This window comes from Alkalibacterium kapii (assembly GCF_007988865.1).
GTDB classification, from domain to species: domain Bacteria; phylum Bacillota; class Bacilli; order Lactobacillales; family Carnobacteriaceae_A; genus Alkalibacterium; species Alkalibacterium kapii.
Genome location: NZ_BJUY01000027.1, coordinates 1 through 20291, shown reverse-complemented (window position 1 = coordinate 20291; position 20291 = coordinate 1). Strand labels below are relative to the sequence as shown.

Annotated in this window: 19 protein-coding genes; 6 read left to right on the top strand and 13 right to left on the bottom strand. The window is 41.3% G+C overall.

Annotated elements, in window-relative coordinates; genetic code table 11:
* The first annotated feature begins 432 nt into the window (after nt 1–432).
* Complete coding sequence (locus AKA01nite_RS08265) at nt 433–1011, top strand: TetR/AcrR family transcriptional regulator (RefSeq protein WP_146924850.1); 579 nt, start codon at nt 433–435, stop codon at nt 1009–1011.
* Between the two features lie 60 nt (nt 1012–1071).
* Here AKA01nite_RS08265 and AKA01nite_RS08260 read toward each other — a convergent pair whose 3' ends face one another.
* Both AKA01nite_RS08260 and AKA01nite_RS08255 read right to left on the bottom strand, forming a co-directional pair.
* The gene (locus AKA01nite_RS08260; protein WP_146924849.1) at nt 1072–1770 is read right to left on the bottom strand and encodes an ABC transporter ATP-binding protein; all 699 of its coding nucleotides are present in this window, start codon (nt 1768–1770) and stop codon (nt 1072–1074) included.
* Nucleotides 1770–2891, bottom strand: coding sequence for an ABC transporter permease (locus tag AKA01nite_RS08255; protein WP_146924848.1), 1122 nt, complete (start codon nt 2889–2891; stop codon nt 1770–1772). The genes AKA01nite_RS08260 and AKA01nite_RS08255 overlap by 1 nt, the downstream gene beginning before the upstream one ends.
* Nucleotides 2892–3397: 506 nt before the next feature.
* Between AKA01nite_RS08255 and AKA01nite_RS08250 the strand changes: the two genes are divergently transcribed.
* Nucleotides 3398–4027 (top strand): hypothetical protein, encoded by a 630-nt coding sequence (locus tag AKA01nite_RS08250; protein ID WP_146924847.1) that lies wholly within the window; start codon nt 3398–3400, stop codon nt 4025–4027.
* Between the two features lie 80 nt (nt 4028–4107).
* On the opposite strand, the gene pdxT is transcribed toward AKA01nite_RS08250, so the two are convergent.
* Together pdxT and pdxS are read right to left on the bottom strand one after the other, a co-directional pair.
* Nucleotides 4108–4734, bottom strand: a complete 627-nt coding sequence (gene pdxT, locus AKA01nite_RS08245) for a pyridoxal 5'-phosphate synthase glutaminase subunit PdxT (protein WP_281282447.1) — start codon at nt 4732–4734, stop codon at nt 4108–4110.
* On the bottom strand, nt 4700–5590 hold the full coding sequence (pdxS, locus tag AKA01nite_RS08240) for a pyridoxal 5'-phosphate synthase lyase subunit PdxS (RefSeq protein ID WP_146924846.1): 891 nt from the start codon (nt 5588–5590) through the stop codon (nt 4700–4702). The genes pdxT and pdxS overlap by 35 nt, the downstream gene beginning before the upstream one ends.
* Nucleotides 5591–5738: 148 nt before the next feature.
* Between pdxS and AKA01nite_RS08235 the strand changes: the two genes are divergently transcribed.
* Nucleotides 5739–7163 carry an aminotransferase-like domain-containing protein gene (locus AKA01nite_RS08235; RefSeq protein WP_146924845.1) on the top strand — a complete coding sequence of 475 codons (1425 nt, stop codon included), beginning with the start codon at nt 5739–5741 and terminating at the stop codon, nt 7161–7163.
* A gap of 121 nt (nt 7164–7284) precedes the next feature.
* Nucleotides 7285–8199, top strand: a complete 915-nt coding sequence (locus AKA01nite_RS08230; protein WP_146924844.1) for a nuclease-related domain-containing protein — start codon at nt 7285–7287, stop codon at nt 8197–8199.
* A 354-nt stretch (nt 8200–8553) separates the two neighbouring features.
* On the opposite strand, the gene AKA01nite_RS08225 is transcribed toward AKA01nite_RS08230, so the two are convergent.
* Nucleotides 8554–9354, bottom strand: coding sequence for an SDR family NAD(P)-dependent oxidoreductase (locus AKA01nite_RS08225; protein ID WP_146924843.1), 801 nt, complete (start codon nt 9352–9354; stop codon nt 8554–8556).
* 283 nt (nt 9355–9637) lie between these two features.
* On the opposite strand from AKA01nite_RS08225, the gene AKA01nite_RS08220 reads away from it, so the two are divergent.
* Complete coding sequence (locus AKA01nite_RS08220) at nt 9638–10999, top strand: WD40/YVTN/BNR-like repeat-containing protein (protein ID WP_146924842.1); 1362 nt, start codon at nt 9638–9640, stop codon at nt 10997–10999.
* Nucleotides 11000–11074: 75 nt separating this feature from the next.
* Here AKA01nite_RS08220 and AKA01nite_RS08215 read toward each other — a convergent pair whose 3' ends face one another.
* Both AKA01nite_RS08215 and AKA01nite_RS08210 read right to left on the bottom strand, forming a co-directional pair.
* Nucleotides 11075–11335, bottom strand: a complete 261-nt coding sequence (locus AKA01nite_RS08215; protein ID WP_146924841.1) for a hypothetical protein — start codon at nt 11333–11335, stop codon at nt 11075–11077.
* 177 nt (nt 11336–11512) lie between these two features.
* Nucleotides 11513–12175, bottom strand: coding sequence for a YczE/YyaS/YitT family protein (locus tag AKA01nite_RS08210; protein WP_146924840.1), 663 nt, complete (start codon nt 12173–12175; stop codon nt 11513–11515).
* 175 nt (nt 12176–12350) lie between these two features.
* Between AKA01nite_RS08210 and yghU the strand changes: the two genes are divergently transcribed.
* Nucleotides 12351–13136: a glutathione-dependent disulfide-bond oxidoreductase gene (gene yghU, locus AKA01nite_RS08205; protein ID WP_146924839.1), complete on the top strand. Its 786-nt coding sequence runs from the start codon at nt 12351–12353 to the stop codon at nt 13134–13136.
* Between the two features lie 56 nt (nt 13137–13192).
* On the opposite strand, the gene AKA01nite_RS08200 is transcribed toward yghU, so the two are convergent.
* The 6 genes from AKA01nite_RS08200 to sufC form a co-directional block, all read right to left on the bottom strand.
* Nucleotides 13193–14104, bottom strand: a complete 912-nt coding sequence (locus AKA01nite_RS08200) for an EamA family transporter (protein WP_146924838.1) — start codon at nt 14102–14104, stop codon at nt 13193–13195.
* Between the two features lie 590 nt (nt 14105–14694).
* A complete protein-coding gene (gene sufB, locus AKA01nite_RS08195; RefSeq protein ID WP_146924837.1) occupies nt 14695–16089 on the bottom strand; it encodes a Fe-S cluster assembly protein SufB in 1395 nt (464 codons plus the stop codon).
* Nucleotides 16090–16188: 99 nt separating this feature from the next.
* Nucleotides 16189–16659, bottom strand: coding sequence for a Fe-S cluster assembly sulfur transfer protein SufU (sufU, locus tag AKA01nite_RS08190; protein ID WP_146924836.1), 471 nt, complete (start codon nt 16657–16659; stop codon nt 16189–16191).
* The gene (locus AKA01nite_RS08185; RefSeq protein ID WP_146924835.1) at nt 16646–17884 is read right to left on the bottom strand and encodes a cysteine desulfurase; all 1239 of its coding nucleotides are present in this window, start codon (nt 17882–17884) and stop codon (nt 16646–16648) included. The genes sufU and AKA01nite_RS08185 overlap by 14 nt, the downstream gene beginning before the upstream one ends.
* Nucleotides 17881–19179 (bottom strand): Fe-S cluster assembly protein SufD, encoded by a 1299-nt coding sequence (sufD, locus tag AKA01nite_RS08180; RefSeq protein WP_146924834.1) that lies wholly within the window; start codon nt 19177–19179, stop codon nt 17881–17883. Before sufD ends, AKA01nite_RS08185 begins: the two co-directional genes overlap by 4 nt.
* Nucleotides 19180–19197: 18 nt before the next feature.
* Nucleotides 19198–19971: a Fe-S cluster assembly ATPase SufC gene (gene sufC, locus AKA01nite_RS08175; protein ID WP_146924833.1), complete on the bottom strand. Its 774-nt coding sequence runs from the start codon at nt 19969–19971 to the stop codon at nt 19198–19200.
* Nucleotides 19972–20291: the final 320 nt, after the last annotated feature.

Genomic DNA, 20291 nt, shown 5'->3' with positions numbered 1-20291 from the left:
AAAATCATATGTCTTATAATTTACTCATTTTTCTATTATACCTTTTTTTCATGTACTCTAAAAATTTTTTTGGATTCTTTTGTATGAATTTTTTTGGACTTTGGTCACAATTTTGTTAAATATACTTACTGAAATAGTTTATCTTAAGCAGTTGCCAGTGAAAATTTCGTAACTGCTTAAGAAAGTCTTTTCTCTTCAGTAGTTGACCCGCTTTCTTATTAAACTGCTTAAGCTAGGCCACTTTCATTAGAAGTGGATTCGTATTTGTTTTGAACTTCTTAAGCTAAGATATTTTCTTTACAAGTTGACCCACTTTCTAATCCAACTTCTAAAGGTAATTCTATGGCCTTTTATTTATAATACCTAAAAATTACTGTTGAACACTTTTTTGCGTGGTATAATAGAAGAAATCACTTGAGAGGAAGCTTGTATATGTCCCGAAGGAAAAAAATAACGCTGGATGATTTATTCAAACACACACACCAGTTGCTGATGGCTGCAGGTTACGATCAGTTTACCTTTGGTGTATTGGCTGCCCACTTAAACGTATCCCGAACAGCTATTTATAAGTATTATTCCAATAAAGATGATTTGATCAATGATTATCTGACGTTTAAAATGAACGTTTTTCTAAAGGAATTCGATGAAATGAATTGGTCTGACGATGTTGAAGAACACTTCAGACAGATGTTTCAACTGATCTTCAAATACAGCGATGTCCATCATTTATCAAATGTGTTTCTTCAAAAATTAAGTCTGCAGGGAAAAACCCTTAAAGATGACGAGAATGTCTCTGATCTTTTGCATAAAATCGTATTGAATCATATCAGAACCTTTATTGTTGAGGGACAGGATAAGGGATACTTTAACCCTGATATCCCTGCTTCTCTACTTATTTCTATGATTTTTCACAGTGTGATGATAAAAGACCGGTCTGGCTTGTCTGCGTCTGAAAGAGCCGCACACATTCACGATATTTTAGCGCATGGTATGTTTCAACGAGAGGAATAAAACGTATAAAAAGAGATCGGGAATTTAAAAAGTTCCTGATCTCTTTTTTGTTTGGATTGTTTAGTTTGTTTCTTTCTGGGTACGGACGTCCTCAGATAGTTTGCCGTCAACAATACGGTAGATCCGGTCGCAGTAGTCCAGCATCCTTTCATCATGGGTGACCATGATCGCAGCTTTATTGCGCGTTTTAACCTGTTCGGCCATCTGCTGGACGACTTCATGCCCTCTTTCGGTATCCAGGCTGGATGTCGGTTCATCAGCCAGGATTATATCCGGGTCATTCATAAAGGACCTTGCAATTGCAACACGCTGGCGCTCTCCCCCGGAACATTCATTAGGGTATTTATTCTCCTTGTTTTCCATTCCAAGGTCTTTCAACAACTGCCGAGCAAAGGCTTTGTCTTCTTTTGAAACGGACCCCTGCATTTTTTTGACGATCAGCAACTGATCCAGAACAGTTAAGTAGGGGATCAAATTAGCTGTCTGAAGTATAAAGCCGATTTGATTCAAACGGACAGAAGATAATTGTTTTTCATCAAAATCAGTAATATCCTGCTTGTTGATCAGGATCTTGCCTTCTGTCGGCTTCAAAAGAGCGCCGGCAATACTAAGGAACGTACTCTTGCCCGATCCGGATGGTCCTACGATAGCCACGAATTCTCCTGCTTTTACTCTTACAGAGACATCCTCCAAGGCCGTGATTTCAAATTTATTTTCCTTATAACGTTTTGTTACGTTTTTCAATTCGATACCTGACATTATTCTCCCCTCCCTAAAGCTGTGAGCGGATCTATTCTGGTAATTTTAACTACTGAAAACAGCGAACTGAGTACGCTTATCGCCAGTAAGACAAGACTGTATATAACGACCATACTGACTTCCAAATGGAACGGCATGGCTTCAGGCAAAAATATTACTGTGAGATAAGTCAGACCGATCCCGACCAGTACACTGACTAAGGATAATATGAAGACTTGTGAAATAACGGAACGTATGATGAAGCCGTTGCTGCCGCCGATAGCTTTCAGTACTCCGAACTGATTCGTCTTCTGATTCGTCAGCACGTAGAAGAATACGCCTAAAATAAAGGCAGAGATGATCATCAAGAACCAGAGCATCATCATAATCGTTGCATTTTCAGCAACATAGCCGGGGATCGCATTGATCGTTTCTTCTTTCGTCCCAAATTCGACATCGGTCTCACCTTCTAAAAATGTATCCAGATCTACATCATTGCCCTGCACGATGATACCACTGACGGTCTCTGCTTCATCTTCTGCATCGCCTTGTGATGGTCTTAGATCCTGAAAGTCATCCATGGGTAAAAAAAGTGATGACTGATGGTATAAGGTCTGGTCTTCTGTAAAACCAGTGATCGTAAATTCTTTATCTATATCGTCTAAAACGATCGTGTCACCAAGGGCATAGCCTTCATTTTTAAGCGAAGCATCAGCGATCATCTGGTTATCTTCACTTGATTCCCAGTCATCGCCTTCCACGATCTCAGGATGCATAAACGAATCCGGTTCGACACCGATCAGTACGATATCTGTAATTTTAGCATCGCTGTCAGCTGTTCCTTCTCTTCTCATAGAATTTCTGAACAGATTGATAGGTGCTGTATCTGTCACACCGTCCTGTTCCGAGATTTCTTCAGCGAGTGAACGATTCACTGAAGATTTTGACAGACTGAACTCCGCCCCTTCTTCGAGCACCATCCCAGCGTATTCTGTTTCACTCAAAACGCCTGTGGACAGTTTTGAAAGTCCTGTTCCCAGTCCTGACAATATAAAAACCAGCCAGGAGATCAGGACGATGATCAGTCCAATCATAATAAACCGCCCCTTTGAATAAAGGAGCTCTTTTATCGCTAATTTCATAAATATCCCTCTTTCATATTTGATCACTTGTAAATATATTATACACGTTAGTTACACATGTGTCACTTATTTTTAGTTAATTTTTTCTTATCTTAAGAAGTTCGAACATATTTCAATAAAACTTCTTAAGAGAATAGTGTTTCTTAAGTAGTTTAAGGATTAAAAGAGTTCACTTCTTAAGCTACGACTTTATCTTAAGAGGTTCGTCTGTATTTATGTGCAACTTCTGAAGGTAATACGTTTTTACTGAAAAAATAGGCTACAAAGAGTATTTTAATCCTTGAATAGAACGACTTCTTCACTGTTTAGTCCACTCATCGCCAACAATCCTTACTTTTTACAATTATTGGTAAGTGTGGGACAATGAAATTAGTAGTTAGATTGCTCCTCCTTCCTCACTTCTTGAAATTGCTTACGGATTTTTACCACTTCTCATTCTTTATTTTTAATGTCTTCATTTAAATCGTGTTATTCTTGCCTTTTATAAAACCAAGGAGGTAATACTTATGAACAAAAGATATCTAGGTTTATTAACCGTTGGTGTTTTATTTCTTGGGGCATGCAGCTCGGAACAGGATTTGACAGACTCAGACACAAACGGAGAAGCTGAGATCGTGGATGCTCCGAGCGAAGAAAATGATGCCGGAGAAAGTGATATGGACAATCGTACCAATACAGAAGAGCCGGATTCAGAACAGGAGACTGCTAACGACACTGATTTAGAAGAAGTAACTGAGCTTGATGAAGAACTCCAGATGACATTGGGCCAGGATTTTGAAGAGATCAACTGGGACGAGATACATCTGACACGAGGTCAATTTGATACAGCTCTTGAAGAATTTCAAGAAAGTACGAATGCCGCATATGATGAAGATGAAAGTATGGATATATATATCGACACTGTTGATTTTACAGGTGATACGATTGAAGTGACTTTGACCAATAATGATAAGTCGGAGTTTTCTGAGATGACAAATGGTCTACTTGCAGTATTTATGGACAGCTTCTATCGTCAACTCTATCTTCACTCAGATTATTCTGATGGCAACACACATCCGCTTATCATTATTAAAACAAGTGACGGAGAAATCATTACAGACCAGAAAGATTTTCTTGAATTTGAAGAACAGCCTTAAAATAAAAAAACCTTGAACCAAAAAAAAAGACTCGGAATCGTTACAAAAACTGATTCCAAGTCTTTTTTTATTGAATATAATTAATTGGTGACAGACAAACCTACGAAGTGGTTTAGAAAATAATTTAATACGACATTGTCTTCTGTCAGTTCTGGATGAAAAGCAGTGACTAAAACATTTTTTTGCTCTGCCGCAACGATCTTGTCGTCGACAGCTGCCAGCACCTTTACACCAGGTCCGACCGACTGGATATAAGGTGCACGTATAAAGACGGCTTCGACTTTTTGTTCGATCCCTGTAAAATCTAAAGATGTCTCAAAACTGGCGACCTGTCTTCCAAAGCCATTGCGTTCAACTTCTATATCGATAAAACCCAGACGCAAGTCGTTCGTTTCATGGCTTTCGTCTGTGCTACAGAGGATCAGGCCAGCGCAGGTCCCGAAAATCCCCTTGCCTTCTTTATAGAAGGTCCGCAGACGGTCTTCCAGTCCCTGCTCTCGGATCAGACGTCCGATAGCAGTGGACTCGCCGCCAGGAATGATCAAGCCGTCCAGTTCATCGAAATCTTCCGGCAGTTTGACAGAAACGGCTTTGACCCCCACTGTTTTAAGTGCCAGAAGGTGTTCCCTGACCGCCCCCTGGACATCCAGGACACCGACTTTTTTTCTACTCTTACCATCCGCGTTCCTGCATTCGTCCAGCTTCACCTAACTGACTGATTTCAATACCTGTCATGGGTTCGCCCAAGTCTTTGGACAGCTCTGCCAGTAGTTCGTAGTCTTCATAGTTCGTTGTTGCCCGAACGATGGCACGGGCAAATTTTTCCGGTGATTCGGACTTGAAGATTCCTGATCCGACAAAGACACCATCCGCACCCAGGCTCATCATCAAAGCTGCATCCGCTGGTGTTGCTACTCCTCCTGCGGCAAAGTTGACAACTGGTAGTTTCCCGCGTTCTTTCACTTCTTTCACTAATTCGTAAGGAGCACCGATGTCTCTGGCAAAAGTCATCAATTCGTCATTAGACAGGGAAGACAGAACAGCGATCTGGCCATTCACTTTACGGATATGACGTACAGCTTCAACAATATTTCCTGTTCCCGGTTCGCCTTTCGTGCGCAGCATCGACGCACCTTCGCCAATGCGACGCAGTGCTTCACCTAAATCACGACATCCACAAACGAATGGGACGACATAGTCTGATTTCAGTATATGATATTCTTCATCCGCCGGCGTCAGGACTTCGCTTTCATCGATATAATCGACACCCATCGCTTCCAGTATACGGGCTTCAGAAATATGACCAATACGCGCTTTAGCCATAACAGGTATGCTGACGGCATTTATCACTTCTTCGATGATTTCAGGATTGGCCATACGCGCGATGCCGCCTGCTTGTCTGATGTCAGAGGGAACACGCTCCAATGCCATGACGGCAACGGCGCCTGCTGCTTCAGCGATTTTCGCCTCTTCGGCATTTACCACATCCATGATGACGCCGCCTTTTTGCATCTCGGCCATGCCGCGCTTGACTCTATCGCTTCCAACTGTTTTATTACTCATAATCGATTCCTCCTGATGTGGGTTTTTTACTCTTTCTACTTGAAAGTATATAAAAAACAACATCTCTCCCCTACATCCAATTGGAGGTTATCCAACCCATCCACTTTTATGGTATACTTCTGAAAAATAGTACAAAGGAAGTCTTTTGATGCATAAATGGTATATCAGTCAAAATAGAGCACGTCCCCTTTATCAGGAAATCATGCTTATGATCGAAGAAAAAATCACTTCTGGAGAATTAACTGCAGGCCAGCGCCTTCCTTCTGAACGAAAACTAGCGCTAATACTGGAAGTCAATCGTTCTACAGTCATCCGTTCCATGGAGGAGTTGACTGCTCAAGGCATCCTGATCAGAAAAAAAGGCAGCGGGACTTATATCAATCCAAATAAGTGGGGACTCCAGACAAAGCCTTTGATCAACTGGGGCTCATCATCGCTGCTCAATGATACGATCAAAAGGAAAAGTATTTACGAGGAAGCTGTCGAAAAGCATCGTGCACACATATCTGAGAATCTTTTGGATCTGTCCAAAGGTGTCTTACCTAGTGACTTATTACCTGAATTAACAGCACCTCAGTTGTCCTGGAAAGAACTGGTCAAGCAGGAAAAAAATCAATCCTCAAGAAATACAGGGATCCAATCGCTAAAAGAAAGCGTGCAGGCTTATCTTGAAAAAACCTATGAGATGACTGTCCCATTGGAAGAAATCATGATCACTTCCGGCACACAAAATGCTCTCTTTCTCATTTCTCAAGGCCTTTTGAAACCAGGAGATGCGATCGGTATCGAGGCCCCGTCTTACTTTTATTTCTTGCGGCTGTTCCAGGCAGCTGGCCTGAGGATCGTTCCCATTCCTATGGACGCAGACGGTATGACGGTGACCGGCTTGCGGGAAGCTTCCCTGAAACATCCTCTTAAGATGGTTTTTCTTAATCCCATTTTTCAAAATCCGACTGGTCGAGTCATGAGTCAAGAACGAAAGGCAGAAATCCTCGATTATTGTTTATTGAAGCGTATACCTATAGTTGAAGATGATGCCTATGGCGGTCTGTCTTTCGCCCCATCTATCGACAACAGTCCACTTAAAAAAATGGATCAGAACGAGCAAGTTATTTATTTGGGAACTTTATCCAAACTTGCCGGTCATCATCTGCGTATCGGCTGGATGATTGGTCCGCCCGGTGTTTTAAAAAATCTGGCTGATATCCGGCTTCAAACGGATGCCGAGCTCAGTTTTCTTCCGCAATTCATAGCTGATCACTTTCTTCGAACAGAAGTGGATGCGCATCAACAGAAAATCACGACCGAATTACAAAAAAGAGCCCGCAGCATGGAACAGTGGCTGCGAGCAGAATTTGGTGATGCGATTGACTTTCAACCAGCAAAAGGCGGCTTTCACTTGTACTGCCGGTTTCCCGGTAAAACAAAGGAAGAGGTCGATGAGATACTTTTAGACCTGCTGAAAAAGAATGTTATTGTCTCAGAAGGCCAAAAGTTTGGGGATCAGACGAACGGGTTCCGGTTGAGTTTTATGAACTTCAGGGAAAATTTTTTTGATCCGTCCTTAAAGTAGATTTGTTACTATTCCGGTTTTCATCTCAGTACTGTTCACATTCTTCCTAGTTGACTTTTATTTATCTTTTTTAGTGAGAAATTTACTGAAAAGACAATATTATAATTACGGAGGTGTGTACATGGATCTACTTAAAGCCAGAGAAAAACCAGAGATGCTGACAGCTTTGGAACTACTTGATAAGCGGATGACTCTCTCTTATTCGGAAAAACAATATATGGCTACTCTGTCAAAAGGTTTTGATGGAGAAGTTTTATTTGATTCATTTATGGAAAAACATGTTTTTGCCAATGCCATAGTGATAAATGATGTATCTTTAGTATTGGGTAGCACTTCTTTTCAAATCGATTCGATCATGTTGACTTCAGATACGCTGTATTTATATGAAGTTAAAAACTATCAAGGTAATTTCACAAATCGGAACACTCATTTCCTTACCACTGCCAGTCAGGAAATCGAGAATCCTTTGAATCAGTTAAATCGGACAACCATGCTGTTATCGAAACTCCTTAGAAAGTGGCATGTTACCTTACCGATCAAGTCTTTTGTTGTATTTATTCACCCAACTTTTATTCTTTACGAGGCGAAAATCACGGACCCTTTTATCTTTCCTTCACAACTCAAACATCATTTTGATACAGTGAATCACCAGTCGGGAGCTTTAACGGATAAAGTATATAGTCTTGCACAAAAATTGATCAAAGAAACGAAAAAAGAACTGCCTTATCAAAGGCAGTTACCTTGCTATAGTTTTGAAATATTGAAAAAGGGTTTGTTGTGTAGTCTATGTGGATCTATGAATTTGACTATTACGACTAAGAAAGGAGAATGCCGAGCGTGCGGCCAATCAACGCCCATCAAGGAATTACTTTTGTCTCAAGTCAAGGCGTTTAGATCTCTATTCCCCGAAGTTCACATCACCAGCAATATGATGTATGAGTGGTGTGGCAAAAGGCTGACAAAGAGAAGGATAGCAGTGCTTTTAAATGAGGCATTCGAGAAAACGAGTTACGGCAAGTCTACTCATTATCTTTAAATGATTTAAAAAGGAAAAGACTTATTTGAATAAGTCTTTTTCATTATTTAGATCTTTTTTGATTATACTCATTAGTTTTTGGTAAAACTAATACCTTAATGAATAATTTTGTGGAATTTTGACCAGAAATAACGCTCATCTTCATGTTGGAACACCTTTTTGAGATTAAATGGTGAGAAACGTGTTCTAATACCGGTATTGCAACACCTTTTCAAGATAAATAGTGAAAAACGTGTTCTAATATCGGTATTGCAACACCTTTTTGAGATAAATGGTGAAAAACTTGTTCTAATATTGGTATTGCAACACCTTTTTGAGATAAATTAGACCAGCACTTATGCCAATACATTATTATCAGCGCATAACTGAGCCGCCTGATATCTTAACGGCTTCTCCGACGATGTTTTCTGCAGCGTCCGAGAGCAGGAAGGCGATCGTATTGGCTACTTCTTCGGCGGTGGTTATACGTCCGGAAGGCAGATTATCGCTTTCGATTTCCCACTGTTCTTCAAAGCTGTTGCCCATTCGTTCTGCTTTAGACCGGATCGCCTCTCGTCCCATTTCTGTATCGACATAACCCGGGCAGACCGCATTGACACGAATACCGTGTTTAATAGCTTCTAAGGCAAAGGTTTGCGTGAAGCCATTTAATGCAAATTTAGAACCCACGTAAGCTGTTCCACCGTATGTCCCCCGAAGTCCTGATAGAGATGAAACGTTGACGATTGCGCCGTCTTTGTTTTCTTTCATTGTCTTGTATATTTCCTGTGTTAGAAGGATCGGGACCGTATAATTGAGATGCATAATGCGCTCGATCGTTTCTTTGGTCAATCCTTCAACCACACTCCCGCCGGAAATACCCGCTGAATTCACTAACAATGAAACGGGGCCAAGTTTTTCCTGTGCGGTCTTGACCAACTTCTCTCTGTCGGAACTTTCAGCCAGATCCGCCACGACGTAGTTGATTTTCACGTTCGGCTCGTTGCTTTTGATCTCTTCTTCAAGCTGCTTCAATACATCCTCTTTTCTTCCGGTGATCGTTACATCCGCACCCATTTTTGCCAGTACTTTTGCTGTCTCGTAACCGATCCCGCCAGTTGCTCCTGTAACCAGTGCATGCTTACCTTTGAAAACTTCTGATGAAAAAACTGTCATTGTCTGCCTCCTATTGATTAATTGATTGTTTCCTTGAAAAGCTTTCATATAAATCTTCTGACTTTATTCCTTTACTATTCATTGTAGCCGTTCTATACTTTTTATGAAAGCAATAACATCGTAAGATTTTTACCTGTTAAAAATAATTATAAAGTGAGGGAGCATTATCAAAAAGAAGCTATTATTTAAAGCACTATTACTTAACCCAATGGTCGTCATTATTTATTTCATTTTCACCTCCACCCTGCTTACTTATTTTGATTATGGGGGGACGGCTAGAAGGGTGCCTTTCTTAGCTGGCCTTTTAGGCATTTTATTACTTTGGGTCATCATCAGTTTTATTTTCAAAAATAAAATACAGAAACGGTCCATTCATCTCAAAGAGTCTTTTATGAAACTAGCCGCTTACTGGTTCTGGACTGCCTTAGTAATAATCATCGGCCTCACACTCTTTACTGGGTTTAAAACTTATCAAATCGCTCAGGCCTTTGGAACGCCTTTGAATAGAAAAATCGAGGAATGGCTATATGTTAAAACGGTCGATTACGGGGAATTCAATATTTTTGATCAATCTGTCGAAGAACTCTTTACTCTGATAGATGAAGAAGTCGATCTGCCTGACCCTTTATTTATCTACAACGAATTTGATCTTGAGTTTGATCGTAGTGGTCAATTGACATCTTTTTATGCTGCTGTTACGGGAGAAAACGAAGAAGGTGAGTTTGAATGGTTTCTCATTTCAGACTCTTCTGAACCCAATCAACTGACTATCAATACAGGAAAAAATTCCGATAGAGAAGTGCTCAGTGATGATATGCTGCTGTCCCCTCTGTTTGATACGTTGGATCAGTTATCTTTAGAGGAAGAGATAGAAACATGGCCTACTGAGGAAGAATTCGGCATTTACTATGACGGTTATCGCTCATGGGGAACCGACGACACAGGTATTTATTATTTAGGTAATGGCGGCGGACCTATAAGAATTGAATTATATGATTATGAGATCCTTGGTTACACCGTTTCAGTTTATGTGTCTGGAAAAACGGAAATAATAACACCCAACCGGTACATTGACAGCTCTTTAAATGTTCTCTCTGAACCCATTGATCTGGAAAGTGAAAAACCTGTTCTTGGCTACCAGGTGGATGATAAAAGTCAGGAGATATATTTTGTTACTGAAGCCATCGGTTACCGATTAATGGTCCTCGATGCGGCTACAGGCAGTCGCTGGTATGGGTTGGAAAAAACAACAGATGCGGGAGAAAGCTGGGTGACAATCAATCCTGATCCGTTCGACGGCCGATCCGGTTCCAGCACAGGGTTGAAATTTTTGAATGACAATTTAGGTTTCATGGCTATAGCCCGCGGCGATCAGGCGACCTTGTTTAGATCTGAAACTGGCGGAGAAACCGTCTCACCAGTTTCTTTCCCTGATGTCCAGGTCCCTTTGACCGAAGACGACACTTATAATCCCTTTCAGTTTCCAGATATGCCTTACGAAGAAAATGGCGAGCTCTATGTCACTATCGGCCAGGGACCAAATGGAGATTATAATTCTGGTGCCAAAGCCTTATATAAATCAGTCGATGACGGGAAGACATGGACGTACGTGGATGAAGTGGGAACAGAATTCGGCAAGGATTGAAATTAAGTGAATATAAAAAGTAGCGATAGCCATAGAAATAGGCGACCGCTACTTTTCATTACACGTTCATACCGTTTAGAACTTTTTGATGGCTGTTTTCACATCATCGAGTTCTTTCTTACCTTCGTCAGTTAACTTGTATTCATTTTCTGATACATTGGATAAATAGTCTTCTCTGGTTAAGTGATCCAGCTGATCCTTTATTTCTTTATCAGAAACATCTGAAATGCCTTTATCTAGAAAGAAATTATCTAAGTCATTTAACTTAATGTTTCTTTCTTCTCCAAGTTTAAGTAAATTTATTCTCATAAGATTGTACTTAAAATCACCATGCATTTGAATCTCCCCTTCTAATTACTAATGTAGTTAACCTTCTAAATTAACCATATTAAAGGTCGCTAACTTTTTCAAGAAAAAGCACTTACATAAGTCAGGAGACATGTTATTCTATTTCCGGAGAGTTGAAACTTTCATGAATCGGCTTACTTCCCTGTACCTTTATTAAAATAGACCTTACAATTTAACCTCTTCGATAATGCCTCTTTTAGTTAAAGCTGGATAGATTATCTTTATAAACATACCCATCATGGGTCCAAAGATCAGCATGGTAATGACGGTACCCTCTCTCACTGTTGCCGGCAAATCAAATATGAATGTTAAAGAGAGGGAAAGAATAATAAAGAAAACATCGACGATCTGTCTGAGTACTGGAAAGCTTAAAGGGGTATGTTTTGTTAAGGCGACACAGAACGTTTCGATCGGATTAGTAATGAGATTTAAAACAGTGACCACTGTAACTGAAAAAGTAGTCAGAGTCAGTGCCAGGAGAAAAACAATCAAAGCGATCAAATAATTATTAAATTCAACAAATCCAAACAAATCATAGTAGAAAAAGTTGACCAATACACCGACCAGCATACTTAAAGGGATCTGCATAAAATGTCTGAAACCAAAGTTTTTCCTATCCAAAATAAATTGTCCAAAGACAAAAAACAGATTCACGATTATCGAAACGGTGCCTACTTGAATGCCAGACAGTAGTGACAAAGTTTGATTTGACGCATCGAACGGACTGACTCCGATAGACGCTTTCAACATAAAACTGATTGCTAAAGCGGTTGTAGCTGAGAAAAAAGTTAATAATGCATAGCCTCTGTAATTTAATATTGCCTTCATCCCCATTTATAAAGTAATTAGTGATTCCAGTCTAGCACAGAATGATGACTCATGCTCGATTTAATGTAAAAACTGCACAGGATTTTTTCCTTCTTTCGCTTGAAAATTTCACTGCGCTGTATTTCTTGTCTAAAAACAGAAAAAAAGTATACTGAATATAGAAGGAGCGGATACTATGACAAACTATGAACCACCTAAAGTATGGAAGTGGAATAAAGAAGAAAAGAGTGCCTTTGGTAATCAGCCGGTTGCAGGCAGTCGTTTTGAACAAACTCTTCCTGTGGGTGAAGAACCTCTGCAAGTGTATTCATTAGGCACGCCAAACGGACAAAAAGTCGCAATCATGCTCGAAGAATTAAATGAAGCAGGCGTTAAAGAAGCGACATACGACTTGTATAAGATCCATATCGGTGAAGGCGATCAGTTCGGGAGTGATTTTGTCTCTATCAATCCCAATTCAAAAATACCGGCAATGATGGATTATTCACAGGATGAACCGATCCGTGTTTTTGAATCAGGCAATATATTGTTATATTTAGCTGAGAAATTTAATCACTTTGCGCCTACTGACTTGGCTGGAAAGACTGAAATGATGAACTGGCTATTCTGGCAAATCGGTGCAGCTCCTTATGTCGGTGGCGGTTTCGGTCACTTTTACCATTACGCCCCGACGAAACAGGAATATCCGATCAATCGGTTTACAATGGAAACCAAGCGCCAATTAGATCTCCTGGATCGACACCTGGCTGATAAAGAATATATCTTAGGCGACACCTATACGATCGCGGACATGGCGATCTGGCCTTGGTACGGCCGGCTTGTCCAAGGTTCTCTGTACGGTGACGCTGCTGAGTTCCTGAAAGCTGAGGATTACACGAACTTAATGGCCTGGGCAGACCGGATTGGTGAAAGACCAGCTGTCAAACGTGCTCTGGAACTGGAATATAAAGACATCAAATAAACGTTGGATTTAACGAAAAGAGGCACTAACTGCGGTGAGTGACAGAGTGCCTCTTTTTATATATTGATCAAAATCAGAGCGACAATCGTCATTACAATGGCCAGCTGATTTTTAGGTGCAATTTTTTCCTTATAGATAAGCAACCCGCCGATATTGATCAGCACAATACTTCCCGCACTGTAAATCGGAAAGGCAACGGATGTCTTCAAAGTATCCAATGACAAGATCAAAAAGTATGACGAAAACAGATTAGGAATCCCTACGGCAAAGCCGGTAAAGATGTCTTTGAGCGTTGCCTTCCCTTTCCTTTTTATCGTGTAAGTCACGCTTATCCAGAAGGCGACAAAAAATATCGATAAGAGAAAGACGTCTTTGTAATCGTTCAGCGCATACTTCTGGTAAATCTTATTCGAGAATTCCGCCATACCTCCAAAGATAAAAAGGAGTAAAAGTGTCGGTTTTAAATCAAAGGTTTTGATCGATTTTTTAGATAAGTTGATCACTAAGATAGAGACCAGCGATAACACTATCCCGATCCACTGAATGACTGTTGGGAATTCCCTCCAGATTATAATTGAGAAAATCATCGGGATAAGTATCCCGAGCTTTGCGACGGTTCCAGAAATTCCCACACCATTGTCTCTGACGCTCTTTTGATAGTATGTAAAGGATAGAAAGAAAAACACCCCTGCTATTCCACCGATAATGATCCCCCAGATAACGCTTGAATAAGGCGACAGGATATGCTGGTCGTTTTCAATAAACAATTTCACATCATCTATAAAAGGCATTTCCCAAATCAGTCCGTCAAAAAGTCTCTTGTACAGGATCATGATGAAGCTTGTAACAAAGGCAATAAAATAGTTGGCGCTAGTAATAACGTATCTATTAGTATTCGCATTTTCGGTATACTTGAAAATCAGCGCAATCGACGCACTGCATAATATAGCTAGAAATAAATAAAACATAGGTCCCCCTTGAATACTTACTGAACGTTTGTGCTTACACGATTAAGATTTTCAGCAGTTATGTTTACCAGTATATCATTTAAAGGGCCATGAGCGAGATTTTTTGGGTTAAATTTTTTATTTGTGCTTTAGAAATATGGGTAGTTTCGAATGTGGGTGATAATTTTGAGTTTCCTTCAGGAGTTTCAGTTTATTTGTGCCGAACTCCTTGAGATAAGTCAGTATCTTAAGGAGTCTGGGTAGTCGAAGCATGAACTTCTTAAGTGAATGACGTATCTCAAGAAGTTTGCCTATTTTTATATCAAACTGCTTAAGATAACTCTCTTAACGTACTTTTTGTTTATTTGATTACTATACAAATGAATAAACTTCTCTATTAATTAGGAAAAAGAGGCTGGGACAAAAGTCCCACTAAAACTTAAAAAAGCAAAAAAGCAGCTCTATTTTATAGTTTGTGGTAATTACATTATATCAAATAGTGCTCTTTTTTTGTTTAAAAAGAAGTCCTGAACAAAAATCTTTTTGATTTTCGTTCAGGACTTCTTCATTTTAATCTAGGACTTTTGTCCCAGTCTCTTCCGATCATTTACTTAACCCACTGACCCTTCCATCTCATAACTGATGAGGCGGTTGAGTTCGACGGCGTATTCCATGGGGAGTTCTTTGGTAAATGGTTCGACGAATCCCATGACGATCATTTCTGTCGCGGTTTCTTCGTCGAGCCCCCTACTCATTAGATAGTAGAGCTGCTCTTCTGAAATTTTGGAAACTTTCGCTTCGTGTTCGAGTGACACGTTGGAGTTGTGTATCTCATTGAACGGAATGGTGTCAGATTTCGACAGTTCATCCATAATGATGGTGTCACATTCGATATGCGAAATCGAGCCGGCCGAGTCTCTGCCGAACGTGACCTGACCGCGGTAATTCACGGCTCCGCCATCTTTGGCGATCGATTTAGAAACAATCGAGCTGGAAGTGTTTGGCGCATTATGAATCATTTTAGCTCCAGTATCTTGAACTTGTCCTTCACCGGCCATTGCAATCGACATCGTCGTTCCGCGTGCACCGCGTCCGTTCAAGTGGATGCTGGGGTACTTCATCGTTGTCTTGGCACCCAAATTACCATCGATCCATTCAATGGTCGCACCTTCTGCAGCATGGGCACGTTTGGTTACCAGATTATAAACATTGTCTGACCAGTTCTGAATGGTCGTATAACGGCAGTAGGCATCCTTTTTAACTATGATTTCAACCACTGCGGCATGCAGCGAACTGGATGAAAAAGTCGGTGCGGTACACCCTTCAACGTAATGCACGCTTGCACCTTCATCGACAACAATCAAAGTCCGTTCGAATTGTCCCATCATTTCATTATTTATCCGGAAGTACATCTGCAGCGGCACGTCACACTTAACGCCTTTAGGGACGTAAATAAATGTTCCACCTGACCAGACGGAAGAATTGAGTGCCGCCAGTTTGTTATCTGTCGGGGGGACCACTGTGCCAAAATGTTCCTTGAAAATATCCGGATATTCTTTCAGAGCGGTATCCGTATCAGTAAAGACAATTCCCAATTTTTCAAATTCTTCTTTCATATTGTGGTAAACCACTTCAGATTCATACTGCGCACCTGAGCCGGCCAGAAATTGTCGCTCAGCTTCAGGAACACCTAATCGGTCGAAGGTTTCCTTGATTTTCTCGGGTACATCTTCCCAGTCACGAGCCGGTTTGTCACTGGCTTTTCGGTAATAAGTATAATTATCGAAATCGACCTCTGAAAGGTCTGCCCCCCACTCCGGCATCGGACGAGATCTATAGTGTTCATATGACTTCAAACGGTAGTCAAGCATCCACTCCGGTTCTTCTTTACGGGCAGAAATATCTCTGACAATATCTTCATTCAAGCCCTTACCCGTGTCATAAACGGATTCAACTTCATCATGAAAGCCGTACTGGTAGTCATTTTTTTCTGGTACGTGAGCCATAAATGGTCTCCTTCCTGCTTTTAAAAAGTTCTGCCACTAGCCGAGCTAAAATGATCATCTCAACTGATAGCTTACTTATAACTTCGAATCGATTCATGTTTAATCGTCATGTTTCAACTGGCTGTCGAAGCCAGTTCCATCTTTATCTGACAGTGCCTTTTCCAGCGCCTTCCATGGCAGGGTCGCACACTTGATCCGTGCCGGAAACTTGGCTACCCCAGAAAGCATGACCGCATCGCCTAAATCATCTTCATTTTCGGGGTCTTTGCCTTGAACCAAGCCGGAAAAGTCTTCAGACAAGCATAACGCTTCTTCAAGTGTCTTACCTAAGATGGCATCCGTCATCATGCTGGCGCTCGCCAAAGAAATCGTACAGCCACTGCCGTCGAAACGTACGTCTTTTATTATATCATTCTCTATTTCAAGCTGAATCTGGATGACATCCCCACAGGTCGGATTTTTCATATCGATTTGAGCCGTCGTGTTATCCAGCGTACCTCTTCTGCGTGGATTTTTTGAATGATCGACAATGACAGCTCGGTACAGCTGATTCAATTTAGTCAAGGCCATTTAAGAAAAACTCCTTTGTGGCTATAAGTGCTTCGACAAATTTGTCCGCATCTGAAAACGTGTTATATAAATAGAAACTCGCGCGTGCGGTTGCCGGTTGAGATAGGTAATTCATCAAAGGCTGCGTACAGTGGTGCCCAGCTCTGACAGCAACGCCTTCCATATCCATGGCGGTCGCCAGGTCGTGCGGGTGGATCCCCTCGATATTGAAGGCGATCACACCCGTTCGGTCATTTAAATTTTTAGGACCATAAATAGTCAGTCCTTCGATTTTTTCAAGTTTTGGCATAAGATATTTAACGACTTCCTGTTCATGAGACATGATGGCATCCATGCCGATCGTTTCCAAGTAGTCGATGGCTTTTGCCAGCCCGATGGCACCGGAAATGTTGGGGGTGCCGGCTTCAAATTTCCAAGGCAGTTCTTTCCAAGTACTGTCCTGTAAGCCTACAAAGTCGATCATTTCACCACCAAATTCGATGGGTTCGATCCTTTCTAGCCAGTTTCGCTTGCCGTATAAAACACCGATACCTGTTGGACCAAGCATTTTATGGCCGCTGAAAGCGTAGAAATCTGCATCCAATGCTTCTACATCAACAGGCATATGAGGAACGGCTTGTGCGCCATCTACTACCATTACAGCATTTTTTGAATGCGCTAAATCAGCCAATTCTCTGATTGGATTCACCACACCCATCACATTGGACACATGTGTCAGCGAAACGATTTTCGTTTTTTCCGTCATTTGCTTGCGGGCATTTTCCATATCAAGATGCCCGTCTTCAGTCAGTTCGATATAGTTAAGCTTCGCCTGCTTGCGCTTTGCCAATTGCTGCCACGGGATGATGTTGGAGTGATGTTCCATATAAGAAATCACGATCTCATCACCCGGCTCGATGACCGTATCTTCCAAACTTTGAGCCAGCCAGTTCAGACTCGTTGTCGTTCCGCGTGTAAATAGGACTTCTGCGGTTTCCCTGGCATTGATAAAGCGTCTCACTGTTTCGCGGGCATTTTCGTACTGGCTTGTGGCGCGTTCAGCAAGTGTATGCACGCCCCGGTGAACATTCGCATTGTTCGTTAGGTAATAAGTTTTTAAGGCATCTAAAACCACTTCAGGTTTCTGTGACGTTGCCGCATTATCCAAATAAACTAAGGGTTCATCATTGACGACTTGGTTGAGAATGGGAAAGTCTTTTTTCCACTTTTCACTTTGAAAGGTCACCTGGATGTCAACTTCCTTTCGATAGTTTCGACTAATTCCTGACGCACGTTCTTGAGTGGGATAGCTTGTATCACTTTACCTAAGAATCCACGGATCACTAAGCGTTCGGCTTCAGTTTTTTCGATTCCCCGGCTCATAAGGTAGTACATTTCTTCCGGATCGACGCGTCCGACACTGGCGGCGTGACCGGCCGTTACTTCGTTTTCATCGATCAACAGGATCGGATTCGCATCTCCACGTGCCTTGTCCGAAAGCATGAGCACACGGGACTCCTGCTGGGCATCCGCACCCTTAGCCCCTTTTAGAATATGTCCAATACCGTTAAAGGTCAGTGTGGCTCTGTCTAAAATAACCCCATGCTGGAAGATGTTCCCTTCTGTATGATTCCCGTAGTTTTCAACTTTGGAATCAATGACCTGAACTTGACGTCCGCTGCTTATGCTGACAGCTTTCAAATCAGTCGATGAGCCTTCGCCTGCTAAGTCGGTATCAAAATCAGCCACGACATTGCCGCCGTTCATAACACCGACGGCCCAATCGATATGCGAATCACGATACGTGAATCCTTTACGAGTAAAATAAACCGTTGAGTTTTCCCCCAGCTGATCCACAGCACTGTATTTTATTTGTGCACCCGATTTAGCAATCACTTCCACCATTATATTAGTCGCATTTTTATGTTCACCTTTAGTCAGAAACTTTTCCACATAATTGAATTTCGAATAACTGTCTGCATAAATTAAAACATGCTTTACAAAGGCATCTTCTATTAAACTATTTTGAATAAATACAGCTTCCAGAGGTTCTTCGATTTCAACATTTTTAGGGACGTATAAGAAGAGTCCTGAGTTCATGAATGCTGCATGAAAAGCTGAGATTTTATGCTTGTCAGGTTTCACCGCTGTCGTCATATAAGCCTCTTTGACCAGCTCAGGATGTTCTTTTAAAGCGGTATGAATATCGGTGAAGATCACGCCTTTTTCTTTCAAGGATTCAGATAATGTATCGATCACTGTGTTTTTTCCAGTCTGAACCACCCGATTAGCATCTGCTTTGTCTTCGATAAATTCGAATGGATCGATTGTATTTTTGGATCTAGCGCCTGAAAGATCTGGGACTTCCCAAAGGGGCCAGCGATTATAACGAAGACGTTCGATGACAGGAGGGTCTAATTTATCGATATTCTTTAACGCATCCAGTCGCATTTCAAGCATCCACTCGGGTTCCTTTAAACCATGAGAGAAGGCAATGAGTGCATCTTTATAAGTTGAATAATCTTTCGTTGCTGTTTTCATACTGTCCCTCCTCCAAAGTTATTCGTCTTCAAGTTCTATGTCTAATCCCAATTCTTCCATCAAGCCTTTATATCCTTCTGCTTCCAACTGCTGTGCGAGTTCTGGACCGGCAGTTTTGACGACACGCCCGTCCATCATGATATGAACTATATCTGGCGTGATGTAATTCAGTAATCTCTGATAGTGCGTGATGATCAGTGCACCAAAACCTTCATTGCGCATCGCATTGATCCCTTTTGAAACGACTTGCAGGGCATCGATATCGAGACCTGAGTCGATTTCATCTAGAATCGCAAAAGTTGGTTCGATCATCATCAATTGTAAAATTTCATTACGCTTTTTCTCTCCACCGGAAAAACCTTCGTTCAAGTAACGCTCAGCCATTTCTTCCGGCATATCCAAGAGGGCCATTTTCTTATCCAGCTTTTTCAGGAAAGGCATGACGCCTATCTTGTCGTCAGCGTCTCTTCGAGAATTGATGGCGGCGCGCATGAATTCCGCGTTTGAAATGCCGGCGATTTCACTTGGATACTGGATAGCTAAAAACAAACCTGCTCGTGCACGCTCATCTACTTCCATTTCCAGAATGTTTTCTCCATCCAAAAGCACTTCGCCTTCTGTGACTTCGTAACTTGGGTGCCCCATGATTGCGGCAGAAAGTGTTGATTTCCCTGTACCGTTCGGCCCCATGATTGCATGGATTTCCCCTGTCTGCATTGTTAGGTTCACGCCTTTTAGTATTTTTTTATCTTCAATGGATACATGTAGATTTTTTATTTCTAAAACTGACATGACTTACCTTCCTTTTTTAGTTGAATTTTCTCCAATGAACCTTTTGCTCTCTTGTATCATTCTAGTCTTAATCAGAATGATATTCAAGACAGTTAAGCATGGTGCTTAACTTATGTATAGAAATCGATAAGCCACCTCTTAAAGTATCTGAATACGTGCCCGTTGGTTGCTCTTTTTCATCATAAAGGGCACACACTTCGCTTTTGCGTTATCTTTTGCAGTCCCTACTATACAAAAAGGGCACGTATTTCGCTTTTGCGTGACCTTTCGTAGCTCATACTATACAAAAGGGCACATATCTCCTTTTTGCGTTACCTTTA

What these genes read in the sequence shown, in the direction of transcription:
- AKA01nite_RS08265 (WP_146924850.1), top strand. Translation starts at nt 433, where the DNA reads ATGTCCCGAAGGAAAAAAATAACGCTGGATGATTTATTCAAACACACA.
- AKA01nite_RS08260 (WP_146924849.1), bottom strand. Translation starts at nt 1,770, where the DNA reads ATGTCAGGTATCGAATTGAAAAACGTAACAAAACGTTATAAGGAAAAT.
- AKA01nite_RS08255 (WP_146924848.1), bottom strand. Translation starts at nt 2,891, where the DNA reads ATGAAATTAGCGATAAAAGAGCTCCTTTATTCAAAGGGGCGGTTTATT.
- AKA01nite_RS08250 (WP_146924847.1), top strand. Translation starts at nt 3,398, where the DNA reads ATGAACAAAAGATATCTAGGTTTATTAACCGTTGGTGTTTTATTTCTT.
- pdxS (WP_146924846.1), bottom strand. Translation starts at nt 5,590, where the DNA reads ATGAGTAATAAAACAGTTGGAAGCGATAGAGTCAAGCGCGGCATGGCC.
- AKA01nite_RS08235 (WP_146924845.1), top strand. Translation starts at nt 5,739, where the DNA reads ATGCATAAATGGTATATCAGTCAAAATAGAGCACGTCCCCTTTATCAG.
- AKA01nite_RS08230 (WP_146924844.1), top strand. Translation starts at nt 7,285, where the DNA reads ATGGATCTACTTAAAGCCAGAGAAAAACCAGAGATGCTGACAGCTTTG.
- AKA01nite_RS08225 (WP_146924843.1), bottom strand. Translation starts at nt 9,354, where the DNA reads ATGACAGTTTTTTCATCAGAAGTTTTCAAAGGTAAGCATGCACTGGTT.
- AKA01nite_RS08215 (WP_146924841.1), bottom strand. Translation starts at nt 11,335, where the DNA reads ATGCATGGTGATTTTAAGTACAATCTTATGAGAATAAATTTACTTAAA.
- AKA01nite_RS08210 (WP_146924840.1), bottom strand. Translation starts at nt 12,175, where the DNA reads ATGAAGGCAATATTAAATTACAGAGGCTATGCATTATTAACTTTTTTC.
- yghU (WP_146924839.1), top strand. Translation starts at nt 12,351, where the DNA reads ATGACAAACTATGAACCACCTAAAGTATGGAAGTGGAATAAAGAAGAA.
- AKA01nite_RS08200 (WP_146924838.1), bottom strand. Translation starts at nt 14,104, where the DNA reads ATGTTTTATTTATTTCTAGCTATATTATGCAGTGCGTCGATTGCGCTG.
- sufB (WP_146924837.1), bottom strand. Translation starts at nt 16,089, where the DNA reads ATGGCTCACGTACCAGAAAAAAATGACTACCAGTACGGCTTTCATGAT.
- sufU (WP_146924836.1), bottom strand. Translation starts at nt 16,659, where the DNA reads ATGGCCTTGACTAAATTGAATCAGCTGTACCGAGCTGTCATTGTCGAT.
- sufD (WP_146924834.1), bottom strand. Translation starts at nt 19,179, where the DNA reads ATGAAAACAGCAACGAAAGATTATTCAACTTATAAAGATGCACTCATT.
- sufC (WP_146924833.1), bottom strand. Translation starts at nt 19,971, where the DNA reads ATGTCAGTTTTAGAAATAAAAAATCTACATGTATCCATTGAAGATAAA.